Source organism: Streptomyces prunicolor (assembly GCF_045162825.1).
In the GTDB taxonomy this organism is placed as follows: Bacteria; Actinomycetota; Actinomycetes; order Streptomycetales; family Streptomycetaceae; genus Streptomyces; species Streptomyces prunicolor.
Window position 1 is genome coordinate 1,041,375 of the sequence record NZ_CP108676.1, and the last position, 14,515, is coordinate 1,055,889.

At 71.2% G+C, this 14,515-nt stretch carries 11 protein-coding genes; 5 read left to right on the plus strand and 6 right to left on the minus strand.

Going from position 1 to position 14,515, the window contains the following annotated elements:
• Nucleotides 1-9 precede the first annotated feature (9 nt).
• The 4 genes from OG588_RS04770 to OG588_RS04785 all read left to right on the plus strand — a co-directional run bounded on the left by OG588_RS04770 (nucleotide 10) and on the right by OG588_RS04785 (nucleotide 4,919).
• The gene (locus OG588_RS04770; RefSeq protein WP_405946157.1) at nucleotides 10-558 is read left to right on the plus strand and encodes a hypothetical protein; all 549 of its coding nucleotides are present in this window, start codon (nucleotides 10-12) and stop codon (nucleotides 556-558) included.
• A gap of 182 nt (nucleotides 559-740) precedes the next feature.
• A complete protein-coding gene (locus OG588_RS04775) occupies nucleotides 741-1,601 on the plus strand; it encodes a PaaX family transcriptional regulator C-terminal domain-containing protein (RefSeq protein WP_405946158.1) in 861 nt (286 codons plus the stop codon).
• A 291-nt stretch (nucleotides 1,602-1,892) separates the two neighbouring features.
• Nucleotides 1,893-3,245 carry an alpha/beta hydrolase gene (locus OG588_RS04780; RefSeq protein WP_405946159.1) on the plus strand — a complete coding sequence of 451 codons (1,353 nt, stop codon included), beginning with the start codon at nucleotides 1,893-1,895 and terminating at the stop codon, nucleotides 3,243-3,245.
• A gap of 75 nt (nucleotides 3,246-3,320) precedes the next feature.
• Nucleotides 3,321-4,919 (plus strand): MFS transporter, encoded by a 1,599-nt coding sequence (locus OG588_RS04785; protein ID WP_405946160.1) that lies wholly within the window; start codon nucleotides 3,321-3,323, stop codon nucleotides 4,917-4,919.
• 36 nt (nucleotides 4,920-4,955) lie between these two features.
• On the opposite strand, the gene OG588_RS04790 is transcribed toward OG588_RS04785, so the two are convergent.
• Nucleotides 4,956-6,278, minus strand: a complete 1,323-nt coding sequence (locus tag OG588_RS04790; RefSeq protein WP_405946161.1) for a DEAD/DEAH box helicase — start codon at nucleotides 6,276-6,278, stop codon at nucleotides 4,956-4,958.
• A 254-nt stretch (nucleotides 6,279-6,532) separates the two neighbouring features.
• On the opposite strand from OG588_RS04790, the gene OG588_RS04795 reads away from it, so the two are divergent.
• The gene (locus OG588_RS04795; RefSeq protein ID WP_405953050.1) at nucleotides 6,533-7,744 is read left to right on the plus strand and encodes a serine/threonine-protein kinase; all 1,212 of its coding nucleotides are present in this window, start codon (nucleotides 6,533-6,535) and stop codon (nucleotides 7,742-7,744) included.
• Nucleotides 7,745-7,746: 2 nt separating this feature from the next.
• Here the strand turns inward: OG588_RS04795 and OG588_RS04800 are convergent, their stop codons facing one another.
• The 5 genes from OG588_RS04800 to OG588_RS04820 all read right to left on the minus strand — a co-directional run bounded on the left by OG588_RS04800 (nucleotide 7,747) and on the right by OG588_RS04820 (nucleotide 14,492).
• A complete protein-coding gene (locus tag OG588_RS04800; RefSeq protein ID WP_405946162.1) occupies nucleotides 7,747-8,406 on the minus strand; it encodes a hemerythrin domain-containing protein in 660 nt (219 codons plus the stop codon).
• Nucleotides 8,407-8,414: 8 nt separating this feature from the next.
• Nucleotides 8,415-9,341, minus strand: coding sequence for a TIGR03619 family F420-dependent LLM class oxidoreductase (locus OG588_RS04805; RefSeq protein ID WP_405946163.1), 927 nt, complete (start codon nucleotides 9,339-9,341; stop codon nucleotides 8,415-8,417).
• 129 nt (nucleotides 9,342-9,470) lie between these two features.
• Complete coding sequence (locus OG588_RS04810) at nucleotides 9,471-12,161, minus strand: BTAD domain-containing putative transcriptional regulator (RefSeq protein WP_405946164.1); 2,691 nt, start codon at nucleotides 12,159-12,161, stop codon at nucleotides 9,471-9,473.
• 274 nt (nucleotides 12,162-12,435) lie between these two features.
• Nucleotides 12,436-13,359, minus strand: coding sequence for an SGNH/GDSL hydrolase family protein (locus OG588_RS04815; protein WP_405946165.1), 924 nt, complete (start codon nucleotides 13,357-13,359; stop codon nucleotides 12,436-12,438).
• A 200-nt stretch (nucleotides 13,360-13,559) separates the two neighbouring features.
• Nucleotides 13,560-14,492, minus strand: a complete 933-nt coding sequence (locus OG588_RS04820; protein WP_405946166.1) for a catalase family peroxidase — start codon at nucleotides 14,490-14,492, stop codon at nucleotides 13,560-13,562.
• Nucleotides 14,493-14,515: the final 23 nt, after the last annotated feature.

Genomic DNA, 14,515 nt, shown 5'->3' on the forward strand with positions numbered 1-14,515 from the left:
GGGGAGTTCATGGACACGCGTACGTTCGACGCGCTGACGGAGTCGATGAAGAGCGCGTACGTCGCGGGTCTCAGCGAAGGCGCCGTGCCCCGCCCGGTCATCATGCCGCTGGTGCGCGGCGAGTTGGTCGGCCTGATCTGGCTCCGTCCGGTCAAGTCCGGCGAGGACGCGCTCACGGCGATCGCGTCGCTGTCGAACATCGCCGCGGCGGCGAACGCCGACGAGATCGTGCTCGCCTGGGAGACCCAGGATGTGGCCACCACCTGCGAACTCCCCGCCGACGACCCGTCCCCTTGTCTCAACATGGTGCACGCCACGAAGGACGGCCACACGCTCCACCAGTTCCCGTACACCGAGGACCCGGCCTCGACCGAACCGCAATGGCAGCCGTCCCCGGCTCCCCAGCCCGACGGCAAGCTGCTGCCGCCCGTCCAGGCCGCGGTCGACTACGCCTTCACTCCTCTTGAACTGGACCATCCCTCCCCGTTCGGCGTCACGGTTGTCCTGATGGAAGAGGACGGCTACAACCTGCGCCTGACCGAGGCGTTCGCCTTCTGAGTCGCCGAGTCGCCGAGTCGCGATGACCGAGGCGCGTCGGATTTCCGGGCGGGCTGCCTCACCGGCTGCTTCCCCACTCCCAACCTTCCCGACCTCAACCTTCGGCTAATCACGGATTGCCGTTAAAGAAACGACACAGTTCACGGAACGGCGGCTCCCCACGCCCACCCCGGGCCTACGCTGTGCCCGTGACCAGTGTTGACGTCGCCCCCGGACCCGCCGCCGAGAGCGGTCCCGAGCCGCGCACCCAGTCCCTGATGCTGACCTTCTTCGGCGTTCATGTGCTGGGGCGGCCCGTCGCCGTGTCGTCGGGCAGCGTGATCGCCGCCCTGGGGCGGGTGGGGAGCACCGAGGAGGCGGTGCGGACCACCCTGAACCGGATGGTCAAACGCGATCTGCTGGAGCGTCGCCGCCAGGGCCGGAAGACGTACTTCGCGCTGACGCCGCACGCCGTGCAGGTGCTGACGGACGGCAAGGACCGCATCTGGCAGACCGGCGCGGTGAACCGGAACTGGGACGGGCGCTGGACGATGGTGGGCTTCTCGCTGCCCGAGGCGTGGAGCCGTGAACGGCACGATCTGCGCTCCCGTCTGATCTGGGCGGGCTTCGGCCTGTTGCAGAACGGCCTGTGGGTGGCGCCGGCGCCGGTCGACGTCCGCGAGATGGTGGCCGGGCTCGGCCTGGAGCCGTATCTGCGGGTGTTCCGCGCGGAGGTGGAGTCGCCGACCGACGTCCGTGAAGTGCTGGAGCAGGCCTTCGACGTGCCGGCCATCGGCGCCCGGTACCGCGCGTTCCTGGACCGCTGGGACCGCACCGACCCCCTGCCCGCGGCGACCTCCGGCGACGACCTCGCGGGTCAACTCCTGCTGCACACCGACTGGTTGGATCTCGTACGACGGGACCCGCATCTGCCCGCCGAGCACCTCCCCGGAGACTGGCCCGCCGCGCAGGCGGAGACCGTGTTCCGCGGCCTGGCCAGCCGCTGGGAGCGCCCGGCGGCGCGCGCGGCCGCACGTCTGCTGGACACCCTGACGCTGGACTGATCCACCGGCACGGACCCGCTCGCGTCCACACCTGGCTCCCGCACGTCCCCACACGGACTCCGCACGTCCCCACGCGGACCTCACGCGTCCCCACGCGGACCTCACGCGTCCCCATGCGGACCCGTCTGCCTCAATATTGGTCACTCTCTTGACGGCCATGAAAAAAGAGCCCTACATTCGCACCGCTCTTCCAACTCGCACGACCAGATCGCCCGCCCAGCACGCACGTCCGACTCGCACGTCCAGCACGCTCCCCCACTCGGTCCCCATTCGACTCGCGGAGCCGCCGCCATGCCCCGACCTCGTCTCTCGACCCTCGCCGCCGCCTGCGCGACCGCCCTCGCGACCGCCCTGATCGGCCCGGCGACCGGCGCCCACGCCACGACCGCCGGTCACTACTCCGGCACGCTGGCCGACGGTGCCACCTGGATCGCGGACACACCCGAGCAGTGGAACGGCACCCTGCTGCTGTTCAGCCACGGCTACGGCCCGACCACCGCCGCCGACGCCCCGTCCCCCGCCGCGAGCCAGGCCCTGCTGAACGCCGGTTACGCCCTCGTCGGCTCCTCCTACGACCCGAACGGCTCGATGTGGGCGCTCGATTCGGCCGAGCGGGACCAGTTCGCCACGCTCACCGCATTCCGCCGGCAGGTCGGCGCACCCACCCGGGTCATCTCGGTGGGTCAGTCCATGGGCGGCCTCGTCAACGCGCAGATCGCCCGGGACGGCGCCGGCCGCGTCGACGGTGCGCTCGGCCTGTGCGGCCTGATCGCGGGCGGTGTCGATCTGGGCAACTACCAGCTGGACGCCGAGTACACCCTGGCCACGTTCTTCGACCCCGCCGACGCCGATGCCTTGGTGAACCTCGACAACCAGGCCGACGGCGCCGCCCTCGCCGCCCGGCTCACCACGGCCGTGCAGACGGCGCAGCTGACTCCGGCGGGCCGGGCCCGGATCGCCCTGGCCGCCGCCTACCTCAATCTGGCCGACTGGGCCCCGGGCCAACTCCCGCCCGCGCCCGGTGACTTCGCGGCCCAGGAGCAGCAGCAGTACGCATGGCTGGCGCAGGGCCTGCTCAGTTTCATCATCCCGGCGCGCTGGTCGGTGGAGCAGTCGGCCGGAGGCAACACGTCCTGGAACAAGGGCGTCGACTACGCCGGGCTGCTGCACAAGTCCGCCCACGTCAAGCAGGTCGAGGCGCTCTACCGCGACGCGGGCCTCAACCTCCGCACCGACCTGAACCGGCTCACCCGGGGCGCGGACATCACCGCCGACCCGGCCGCCGTAGCCCGTCTGGAGCGGACCTCGACCGCCGGGCAGGGACTGGCCGTTCCACTCCTGGACCTCCACACCACCGCCGACCAACTGGTGCCCGTGGAACAGGAGTCGGCGTTCGCCGGACGGGTGCGCGCGGCCGGTGACTCTCGACTCCTGCGGCAGGCCTACGTGGCCCGCCAGAGCCACTGCAACTTCACCACCGCCGAAGTGGTCGCCGGTCTGCACGCCGTGGAACACCGATTGGACACCCGGCACTGGGGCGACTCCGCAACCGCCGCTCAACTCCAGCGCAGTGCAGACGAGTTGGGCCTCGACGGCGCCGCCTTCACCGACTACCGGCCGAGCCGCCTGACCGGCACCCGCTGATCCCCAAGCGTTCTCTCCCTGTCCCTGGCCCTCTCCCCGTCCCCAGCTCGCGCGCCCCAGGAGCCCTCCGTGTCAATGACGACCGAACCCTCCACCAGAACAGCCACCGGCCCCGGCCTCACGACCGGCACCCTGGTCGCCGGTCTCCTCGCCGTCTGCCTCGCCCAGATCGGCCTGGCGATACCGGCCACGCTCAACGGGCTGTTCCAGTCCGACCTGCACCCGGTGGGCTCCCAACTCACCTGGATCTCCGACGCGTTCCTGCTCCCGGTCGCCGTACTGGAACTGACCTTCGGCCTGCTGGGCGACCTCTTCGGCCGCAAGCGGCTGCTGGTCGGCGGCGCCGCGCTGCTGGCGGTCGGCGAGTTGACCAGCGCCACCGCCTCCGGCGTCCACCAACTCTGGGCCGGGCAGGCGCTGGCGGGCCTCGGCGCCGCCGCCCTGTTCCCGACCTCACTGGCCATCCTGGCCGCCGGCACCACCTCACCCGCACAGCGCGCCCGGGTCATCGCGATGTGGGCGGCCCTGCTCTCCACCGGCGGATTCCTCGCCCCGCTGCTCGGCGGCGTCACCGCCACCTACGGCTCGTGGCGCTGGTCCTTCGTCGTGGTCACCGCCGTCGCCGTGGCGAGCGTCGCGGTCAGCGCCCTGTTCGTGGTCAACTCCAGCGCGCCGGAGGGCCGTTCACTCGACATCGCGGGCCAAGTGACCATCGGCCTGGGCCTGTTCGCCCTCCTCTACGCCATCATCCAGGGCCCTACGGACGGCTGGGCCTCGCCCTCGATCGTCATCGCCTTCGTCCTGGCGGCCGTGTTCCTCGCCGGCTTCGTCCTGGCCGAGAAGCGCGCCAAGTCCCCACTCCTGCGCCTGGATCTGTTCGGCAACCGTGCCTTCGCGGTGGCCTCGGTCGTGGCCGTGGTGGGCATGTTCGCCTTCCTGGGCACCGCCTACTCCGTCAGCATCCGGCTCGGCCCGGTGCAGGACCAGGCCCCGATGCGGACGGGCCTCGCCTTCGTCCTGCTCAACGGCATCACGCTGGCGATGCTGCCGGTGACGGAACGGCTGCTGCGTACGGTCGCGCCAGGTCTCCTGCTGGGCTCGGGGCTGCTGTTGATCGCGGCGGGCGACTACCTGGCGGCCACACTGCCGATCACCGACACCGCCTTCACCTCGCTGATCGTGCCGCTCGGTCTGGTCGGCCTGGGCTTCTCGGTCACCGTCACCTCGATCACGGCGACGGCCGTCAACACCGTGCCGACCCACCTGGCCGGCATGGCGAGCGCCACCACCAACCTGCTCCGCGACTTCGGCTTCACCCTCGGCCCGGCCGTCATCGGCGCCGTCGCCCTCAGCCGCGCGGCCACCAGCTTCTCCGACTCCCTGCACGACTCCGCCCTGCCCCAGGCACTGAAGGGCGCCGGCACGGCCGTACTCGAAGAAGGCGGTCCGCTCGCGGTGAACGGCGCCTCGGAGGCCTCGCCGAAGCTGGCCGACCTGCATCCGCTCGCCATGGACGCCCTGGGCCACGGCTACTCGATCGGCTTCGTCGTCTGCGGTACGGCCGCGCTGTGCTCGGCGTTGCTGGCGCTCGTCACCCTCCGCGGCCGTGCCGCTGCACATGGCGATGCCGCTTCACTCGACGCTTCCACGGAAACGGAACAGGAGCAGGCGTAGTCCCACGAGGGAGTGGGCGAGCGAACTCCCCGCGGGTCAGCGGCTCTTGCGGACCCTTGCCGCCGCGCGGGCCTCCGCCGCCTTGCGGGCCTCGGCGGTCTTCCGGGTCTCCTTGCCCGCGCGGCCCGGGCGGGTGCCCATGCCGCGGAAGGGAGCGTTGCCGGTGCTGGTCTTCGTCTCGGTCGGCGGGCGTTTGGCGCCGGTGATGGCGGTCAGCTTCTCCTCGCCCGAGCGGACCTGGGTGATGATCGGGCGGATACCGGCGTCGGACATCATCCGGTTCACGTCGCGCCGCTGGTTGGGGGTGACCAGGGTGACCACGCTCCCGGACTCGCCGGCGCGTGCCGTACGCCCGCTGCGGTGCAGGTAGTCCTTGGCGTCGGCCGGCGGGTCGACGTTGACGACGAGGTCGAGGGCGTCGATGTGGATGCCCCGGGCGGCGACGTTGGTGGCCACCAGCACGGTGATCTCGCCGTCCTTGAACTGGCCGAGCGTGTGCGTGCGTTGGGGCTGCGACTTGCCGCTGTGCAGGGCGGACGCGCGGACGCCGCTGGCCCGCAGATGCCGGGTGAACTGGTCGACACCGGCCTTGGTGTCGAGGAACATCAGCACCCGGCCGTCGCGCGCGGCGATCTCGGTCGCCGTCGCGTACTTGTCGGCGGCGTGGATGTTCAGGACGTGGTGTTCCATCGTCGTGACCGAGCCCGAGGCCCGGTCGACCGACGCGTGCACCGGGTCGTGAAGGTGGTCCTTGACCAGCTGGTCGACGTCGCGGTCGAGCGTGGCCGAGAAGAGCAGCCGCTGTCCGTCGGTGGGGATCTGCCCCAGGAGCTCCGAGACCTGCGGCAGGAACCCCAGGTCGCACATCTGGTCCGCCTCGTCCAGCACGGTGATCCGCACGTGGTTCAGGATGCAGTCCCGGCGGGACACCAGGTCGGTCAGCCGCCCCGGCGTCGCGACGAGCACCTCGACGCCGGTCCGCAGTTGCGCCTGCTGCCGATTGATCGACAGCCCGCCGACCACCGTCGCCAGCCGTACGCCCATCGTCCGCGCGTACGGCTCCAGTGCGTCGCTGACCTGCTGGGCGAGCTCCCGGGTCGGCACCAGGACCACGGCCAGCGGCCGCTTCGACTCCGCCCGCCGGCCTGCGAGCCGTACCAGCAGTGCCAGCCCGAAAGCAAGCGTCTTGCCGGAGCCGGTGCGCGCCCGGCCGAGCACATCGCGCCCGGCCAGCGCGTCGGGCAGGGTGGCCGCCTGGATCGGGAAGGGCTCCGTCACCCCGAGGCCGGTCATCGTCTCGACCAGCTCGGGCGGCAGCCCGAGCTGGTCGAAAGAAGCGGCCGGCGGCTTCGCGTTCATGGGGAACCTTCCTCAGTCCTGTGCCCGCAACGGCGCCGGGGCCCGTACCCATCGGTACGGGCCCCGGCGGCGTCGAAGCGTGCTCCCATTTTACCAGCGCGGCTCCAGGACGCCCGCCGACGAGGACCATGTGGCGGATCGCGGTCGGGGAGCGCCTGCGCGCCAGTAGGCTGGGGCAGCTGCACCACCCCACCAACACCCCTTCCCTCAAAGGGAGATGGCCTGCAGCGGTCGATTCGTCTCATTGCGTGAGGATGAAGCAACAGGTGCTGATAGCGGGCCGGTACCGGCTGAACACGACCATCGGGCGCGGCGCGATGGGCGAGGTCTGGCAGGCGTACGACGAGATGGTCAGCAGACCGGTGGCCGTCAAGCTCCTGCACTCGCAGAACTCCGAGCCCACCGCCACCGCCCGCTTCCGCCTGGAGGCCCAGACCGCGGGCCGGCTCAGCCACCCCCATGTGGTCGGCGTCCTCGACTTCGGCGAGCAGGAGGGCCGGCTGTTCCTGGTGATGGAACTGGTCCAGGGCGACAGCCTCGCCTACGTGCTCACCCAGGCGGGCTCCCTGCCTGCCGAGGAGGTCGCCCGTATCGCCGCCCAGTCGGCCGCCGGACTCGCCGCCGCCCACCAACAGGGCATCGTGCACCGGGACATCAAGCCCGGCAACCTTCTGCTCGACGCCGACAGGTCGGTGAAGATAGGCGACTTCGGCATCGCGCAGTTCATGAACGACCCCAGTGGAGCACTCACCGCGACCGGCCAGATCGTTGGAACCAGCCTGTACATCGCCCCCGAACGCGCCCTCGGCCAGCCTGCGGGACCGCCGTCCGACGTCTACTCGCTGGGCTGTGTGCTCTACCAACTCCTCACCGGACAGCCCCCGTTCAGGGCCAGCAGCCCCATCGCCGTCCTCCACCACCACCTCGACACAGCCCCCGTACCACCACGCGAACTCGGCGTAGGACTGCCGCCCGCCTTCGAGAACTATCTACTCAGTCTTCTCGCCAAGCGCCCCGAGGACCGTCCTACGGCGCACCAGGTGGCCGAGTGGTTCGCGTCCGGCGCCTGGAGAGGGCGTCCCGAGCCTCTCCCGGCAGCCGCACCGCGCCCCGAGCCGGAGCCACGGGCGACCGCCGCGTGGGATGCGGCCGCGAAGCCCCGGCCGAGCGCGGCTCCCAGCCCTGACTCCAGCTCCGGCCCCGGCTCCGTGACCACGTATGCCTTCCCTTCCTCCGCCACCGTCGGCAGCACGGCTCCGGCCCATCGGACCCGGCGTCGGCAACGAACGGGGGGCCGCGCCGTCGCCGCAGGCCGGTCGAAGACAGTGGGCACGGTCGCCGCCGTGCTGATCTTCCTCGGGGCGCTGCTGGTCGGGTTGGCCTGGTTCTCCCCCGACCACAGCTCGGCGGACACCCCACCGACGGATCCGCCCGGCAGCACGAGTCCCGCCACGGTCACGCCGTAGGTTCACGCCCCGCGCAGGCGGGCCTCGCGGCGGGTGTGCGAGCGGCGGCCGGTGAGGCGCCACAGGACGCGGGCGGGCAGTGGTGCCTTGGTGAGGAGTGTTTGCTGCTCCTCGGGGGTCGCCACTGCCATCAACGCGCTGAAGGCGCGCAGCAGATGCTTCTTCTCGATCTTCGCCAGGCTGATCTCGCCGAGTTCCTCCCATTCGGCGACGGTCAGATGTTCGGCGGCCAGCGGCAGGATGGTGTTCTCCTCCTCGTCCATGTGCGCTGTCAACACCGCGCCCAGTTCGGCGAGTCGGTCCGCGACCTGCCCACAGAGGGGCTGCCGGGGATCGGCGGCCAGTTGGTCCAGCGCGCCGGTCACCTGCGTGACCAACTCCTCCAGCCGGTGGTGCTGTTGCTCCATGCGCGCGATCGTCTCGGCCTGCCCGGCGGTCCGTGCCGCGAGCCGGGGCCAGAGGAACTCGTCCTCGCTGACGTGGTGGGCTTCCAGTCCCATGAGCATGAACCGGACCTCGTCGACGACCAGTTCGGCCCGCGCGGTGTCGCCGGGCCGCAGTCCGCGTACCAACTCCGGTAGCTCCGCGCATGCTTGGCGGAACGTGCGATGCACGACCACCATGTCGTGGACGTCCGGCTTCGAGGTGACTACCTCAGACATGGTGCTCCCTAGCCCTTGCTCAGCTGGTCGTGGAAACGGTGGGCCAGGTCCGTCAGCTCTTCCGCGTTCCGCGCGGTCTGCTGGAGGTCGATGAGCACCTCGTCGGTCCCGGCCGCGTGCGCGGCGAGCAGGTAGTCCGAGACCTGAACGACCGTTCCCCGGTGCGGCACGGCATCGTTCGGTGCGTCCTCGGCCGTCACCGCGGGGTTCACCCGGACCACGGTGCGCAGGGCGTCGGGGTCACGTCCGGCTACCTCCGCGATCTGCCTGATCTGGCTGATGACGTAGGCGAGTTGGGGCACCGGCAGCGCCACCCCGGCCCAGCCGTCCGCGCGGCGGCCGATGCGTTCCAGGGTGGCCGGGGTGAAACCGCCCAGGAGCACCGGCGGGCGGGGGCGTTGCACGGGGAGCGTCTCGATGTGCGCGCTGGGGATCGTCCACAGAGCGCCCTTGTGCTCGGCCGACGAACCGGACCAGACGTGGTCCAGGACGTCCAGGATCTCTTCCATCCGTGCCCCGCGCCCCCGCCACGGCACACCGATGGCCTCGTACTCGTCGGACGACCAGCCGAGCCCGAAACCGATGTCCAGCCGCCCCTCGCTGAGGATGTCGACGGATGTCAGTGACCGGGCCAGCAGGAGCGGGGAGTAGAAGGGCGCATTCAGCGTGCTGGTCCCCAGGCGCATCCGCCGGGTGGCGTGGGCCAGGAAGGACAGCGTGGCGATGGGGTCCAGGAAGGTGCGGTACTCCTCCGGTACGGGGCCGCCGCCGGGATAGGGGTCGCGGGGCGCTGTCGGGACAAGGGCCCGGTCGCCCACCCACAGGCTGTCGTAGCCGATCGCTTCGGCCGCGGTGGCGAACCCGGAGATCGTGGCGGGGTCGGTGAACGATCCGTACTGGGGAGCGCCCAGACCGATCTTGAGCGTGTCTGTCACTTGTTGGTCACCTGTTCGAGGAGATGCCGAGGCAGCGGGAAGTCGTACGGATTCCCTACGGCTGCGGTGCGTTCTCGGATCACCGTTCCGGACACGGATCGACATTCGGTCGACGGCGTGTGAACAGGCTCAGCGCTGCGCGGCTTCCCGTCGCAGGCGGTCGCTCACCTCGTACACATGCTGGGCGGCGGCGATGTTCACCTCGGCCCGGTCCGAGCTCAGCACGGTGAACAGGCGGGCCACCTCCTGGAGGAAGCAGGCCGGGCTGTTCGGATCGTCCTCCGCGCCGGCGACGGCCTCCGACTCGGCGAAGAACCCGACGGCCTCCGCGGGCCGCCCCCGGTCGGCCAGTACGACCGACAGAAGCCGAGTGGACATGAAGAGCGTCACCCGGTCGTCGACGGCGCGCGCACGCCGGATCGCCTCGCGCAGATCGGTTTCCGCCGCTGTCATATCGCCGCGGATGAAGCCGAGCCAGGCCCGGATGTGCCGGGTCTGCGCCCGCAGCGCCGGGTCGTCGCCCAGGTCGGCCGCCGTGACCGCGTGGTCCGTGACGCGTTCCAGTTCCCGCTGATGCGCGGGTCCGGCGAACAGTCCGCTCGACGCGATCACCGACAGCGCGGCGACGACGCTCCGCACGGCGTCCGGGATGTCGCGCAGCACCCGGGAGAACACCGATACCAGCAGCGTGTGCTCGGCCAGCAGCCAGCTACGCGCCTCCTCGGCGTCGGCGAACCGCAGTCCGGTCAGTGGCACCGAGAAGAGGTGGATGGCGAGCGAGCCGGCCTTCTCGGTCGCGTTCATGGCCTGGAACAGGGTGGCCTGGAGGAACGTCGTCAGCCGCACCAGCGCCGCCTCGCGCTCGGCGACGGGATCCTCGCGGTCGGCACGGCGGGCGGCGAACGCCCGTACCAGATCGTGGAACCGGTAGCGGTCGGCCGAGTGCGGCTCCAGCAGACCGGCCTCCAGCAGCTGCTCCAGTTGTTCCTCGGTCTCCTGTTCCGGCTGGTCGAGCAGGGCCGCCGCGACCGCGACCGGGAAGTCGGCGGCGTCGAGCAGCGCGCACAGGCGCATCGCCCGGGCCCGGTCGGGGGCGAGCGCCCGGTAGCCGACCTGGAAGGTGGCCTCCACCGACATGCCCCCGGCCCGCAACTCGTCGAGCTGGTGCTCCTCTGCGCGCAGCCGCAGCAACTGCGCGCCGAGCCCGCGTCCGGGGCGGGCCGCCGTACGGGCCCCGATGATGCGCAGCGCCAACGGCAACTGCCCGCAGGCGCTGACCAGTTCGAGGGCGAGCTCCGGGTCGGCGGCGATCTCGGCGTCACCCGTGAAACGGCCCAGCATGGCCACCGCCTCCTGCTGATCGGGCACCGGCACCTCGAAACGCGTCGCACCCGGCGGTACGAGCGACCGGTGCCGGGTCGTGATCAGCGCGGAGTTGCCGGGGGTGCCCGGGAGCAGCGGTGTCACCTGGGCGGTGTCGTAGGCGTTGTCCAGGAGCACCAGGATCCGGCGGTCGGCGGTCAGGGTGCGATAGGCACCGGCGCGGGCGGTGGGCGTCGCGGGGATCTGGGCGGCGGGCATGCCGAGCGCGAGGAGGAAGTCGACCAACACGTCGGCGGGATCGGTGGGTTGACCGCCGTCGCCCCGCAGGTCCACATAGAGCTGCCCGTCGGGATAGTCGCCGCGCAGGCCGTGGGCGACGCGCAGCGCGAGCGCGGTCTTCCCCACGCCGCCGATCCCGCTGAGCACCGCGAGCGCAACCGCTTCCCCACTGGGCCGCAACGCGATCCGGAGCCGCTCCCGCAACCGCTCCCGGCCGACGAAGTCGCCCGGTGCCGGGGGGAGTTGCTGCGGCCGGGCGACGGACGGGGCCTCCTCGACCCGCGTGGTCGCGGACCGGTCGGCTTCGGAGGCGGCGCCTGATGCGACGGGCTGTCCCTCGTCGCCCGACCGGGTCGCGATATCGCCTACGGCGTCCGCGGACGCCGTAGGACCGGTCGAGGCAGTGGCACCGAACGACGGTGCGGCACCGGCGAGTTGCCCCGAGGGGCGTGACTCGACGGGGTCCGGGTCGGCGCCGCTGAGAATGCGTGACTGCAGTTCGCGCAGCTCCGGCCCGGGGTCCATGCCCAGCTCGGCCACCATGGTCTCGCGGGCCGCCGCGTAGACCGCCAGGGCCTCGGCCGTCCGCCCGGCGTGGAACAGCGCACGCATGCGCAGCGCGTACAGGTCCTCCCGCAGCGGATGGTCGGCGATCAGCGAGGTCAGTTCCGTCGCGACACGGGCGTGTTCGCCCAGTTCGTCGGCGCAACTCAGCTGCGCCACCTGGGCGTTCAGCCGTAGATCCACGAAACGTCGGCGGTGTCGCCGGGCGTAGGGGCCGGGCACGCCGGACAGTGGTTCCCCCGACCAGAGCGCCAGCGCGGTGTCGAACACGCGCAGGGCGGGGCCGGTCCGCCGGGCGGCCCGCAGTTCCTCGCCGTCACGGACGAGCCGTTCGAAGCGCAGGGCGTCGACGGCCTGTTCCGGGATGTCGAGCTGGTATCCGCCCTGCGTGGTTTCCAGTCGGGACCGTTCCTCGCCCAGGGAGAGGCGGATGCGGTAGACGTACGTCTGCACCGAGCGCACCGCGTTACCGGGCGGCTCTTCCCACAGCGCGTCGATGAGGTGGTCGAGGCCGCACTGGCGGCCTTCGCCGAGCAGCAGCCGGACCAGAACGGCACGCTGCAGAGGGCTGCCGAGATCCAGCACCCGCCCGCCGTGGCGAGCGCTCAGTGGCCCCAGCAGCCCGAACTCGTACCCTTGCACCGCTGTTGCCACGCACGGAGTCTATCGGGCACCGCTCGCGGCCCGCCCGCCCGGGCATCCCGGGTCAGCCGCGGCGCAGCATCATGACGACGGCGACGATGACGATGATGAGGACGACAGTACCGATACCTATGTACACGGGTTTCTCTTTCCTTCGGGGAGCGGCACCTCTGGGTGCCGCGGAAAACCGGGTACCCCCGAAAGGGCCCTTCAGCCGTCGTTAAAAAGGAACGGGGACACCGACGCTCCCCCGAACTGCCGGTGCCCCCGTTCCGCTCACGTCGGATCAGCGGCGGTACGCGCCGCAGTGGAGGGCGTCCTCCACTGCGGCTGCCATGGCCTGCTGACCCTGGGCGTTGGGGTGTGCGGGTGCGGCCGGGGCCGTCGCGACCAGGGGTTCGATCCAGCGCTCGCCGACGGGCTTGCACATGTCGTGTCCCACCGTCGGGGTGTAGGTGTCGACGTACCCCGCGCCGTGCGCCGACGCCTGGGCCGCGATCATCGCGTTGAGCTTCTTCTCGGTGTCCCGGAGATAGGCGAAGTCACCGGCGGCGAGCGGTACGGCGGAGCTGGTGCAGCCGACGCCGTCGTCCGGGAACAGGTCGGGATAGCCGACCATCAGGACCTTGGCGTGCGGGGCCCGCTCCCGGACGGCGTCCAGCGCGGCGGCGATCCTGGGGGCGATGTCGTCGACGCGCTGTGCCAGCCGGTCGGTGCCGTCGCTCGTGAAGAAGGTCTGGCAGGGACTGCCCGTCGGGTCCTTGGACGTCAGTCCGGCGCAGGTGGCCAGGTTGGTGGAGAAGCCGAGGTCGTTGCCTCCGATGGTGAGGGTGACCACGTCCGTGTCCGCGCCGAGTGCGTCGAGCTGCGGCGCTTGCGTGCCCTGCGGTCCGGCCAGGGCCGTCGTCGTGGCGCCCGAGCAACTGACGTCGGTCACCTGCCAGTTCCTCGCCGCCGCGAGGAGGGACGGGTAGTTCTGGTCGGATCGCGCGCAGGTGGCGTCGACCTGGGTCGGTATGCCGGGTCCGGAGGCGTAGGAGTCGCCCAGCGCGACGTAGTTCACGGTGTGCGTGGTGCGCGCGGTGGGTGTCGAGGCGCTCGCCGCCGTCGCTCCCGCGGCGGACAGGGCCATCGCGCAACACGCCACCGTGGCGCCTCGCAGCAGGCCTCGCCGGCCGGAAGATCTCTTGGTCTGCTTGTTCAAGTCCATCCATTCATCGGGCCCCTGAAGCGCGCTTCGAGTCACTCGTCGACCCGTTCATCAAGTCGTTCATCGAGTCGCTCCGACAACAGCTGCCAGGTGCGGGGGCGTTGTGCTCGCTAAACGACAAACGGCGTACGCACCAAGGAGGTTCACTCATGGGCGCGGGGTACTTTCCAGCCGTTGCCCGTCCAACGCGAGGCGGAGCCCTACTGGTTGTGACTGCGCCGGAGGTGGGACTCGGCGTAGGCGTGGGCCCGGAAGGCGAGGACAGGGTCGTCGGAGAGCTGGATGCCGGGTGTGACGCGGGTGGGGTTGAAGGCCTGGGTGTTCCAGGGGTCCTGGTCGTCGGCGGGTGCGGTGATCTCCAGGCGGCCTGCGGTGAACTCCCTGCGGTGGTCGGGCCAGACGGTGCTGGGGTCGTGGGTGGGGTCGTCGGGTTCGGCGCGTTGGATGCGCAGGTCGAACGCCACGGATTCGTGTTCCAGGCGCCGGTGCAGTTCGTCGGTCAGGTAGTGGGCGGTACGGGTGGCCGCCTCGGCGGCGGTCAGGGCGGCGCGTCCGGCCTCCGGTTCCCAGCGGTACCGCACGGGCCGCCGGACACCGGCCGCGTCGACCCAGATGAAGGCATGGATGGCCCAGTAGGCGGCGGAGGCATAGCTGACGGGGATGGGCGGCTGCTGCGCGACGGCTTCGGCCAGGTGGGGATGGGCACCGATGAACGCGTGCACCCGGGCCAGGTCGGGCCGGCGGGTCACGGGGTCGGGGCGCAGGGCCTCGGTCAGCTCCAGGAACTCCTTGGGCGTCGAGGCGACGAACCGGGGGACGGTGAGGGCGACGAGGTCGGTGTCGCTGCCGTCGTGCAGGTGGAAGCGGGTGGCCATGCCGCGGGTGACCGGGGCGGTGTCGGGCGTGTGCGGATTTCCCTCGGAGTTCGAGAACCGTACGGTGACCGGCACCGGGCGCGTCTGGAGATGCGCCGCCGTGGTCAGGGCGGCCGCGGCTCCGGTGGGCGTGAAGGTGCCCCGGAATCCGGCGCCCCGGGCGCTGGACCTGCGGTATCCGGGATGCCTCCCGCTCATCCGCTCCATGCTGTCGACAACCCGGACGGCCAGGGTCTGGTCTGCGGAACTGGTTGACATGTCATTCCTTGGGAAACGAACGA

Bases quoted from the DNA above. Each gene is read 5' to 3' on its own strand.
- OG588_RS04770 (WP_405946157.1), top strand. From the start codon at position 10: ATGGACACGCGTACGTTCGACGCGCTGACGGAGTCGATGAAGAGCGCG.
- OG588_RS04780 (WP_405946159.1), top strand. From the start codon at position 1,893: ATGCCCCGACCTCGTCTCTCGACCCTCGCCGCCGCCTGCGCGACCGCC.
- OG588_RS04785 (WP_405946160.1), top strand. From the start codon at position 3,321: ATGACGACCGAACCCTCCACCAGAACAGCCACCGGCCCCGGCCTCACG.
- OG588_RS04790 (WP_405946161.1), bottom strand. From the start codon at position 6,278: ATGAACGCGAAGCCGCCGGCCGCTTCTTTCGACCAGCTCGGGCTGCCG.
- OG588_RS04795 (WP_405953050.1), top strand. From the start codon at position 6,533: ATGAAGCAACAGGTGCTGATAGCGGGCCGGTACCGGCTGAACACGACC.
- OG588_RS04800 (WP_405946162.1), bottom strand. From the start codon at position 8,406: ATGTCTGAGGTAGTCACCTCGAAGCCGGACGTCCACGACATGGTGGTC.
- OG588_RS04815 (WP_405946165.1), bottom strand. From the start codon at position 13,359: ATGGACTTGAACAAGCAGACCAAGAGATCTTCCGGCCGGCGAGGCCTG.
- OG588_RS04820 (WP_405946166.1), bottom strand. From the start codon at position 14,492: ATGTCAACCAGTTCCGCAGACCAGACCCTGGCCGTCCGGGTTGTCGAC.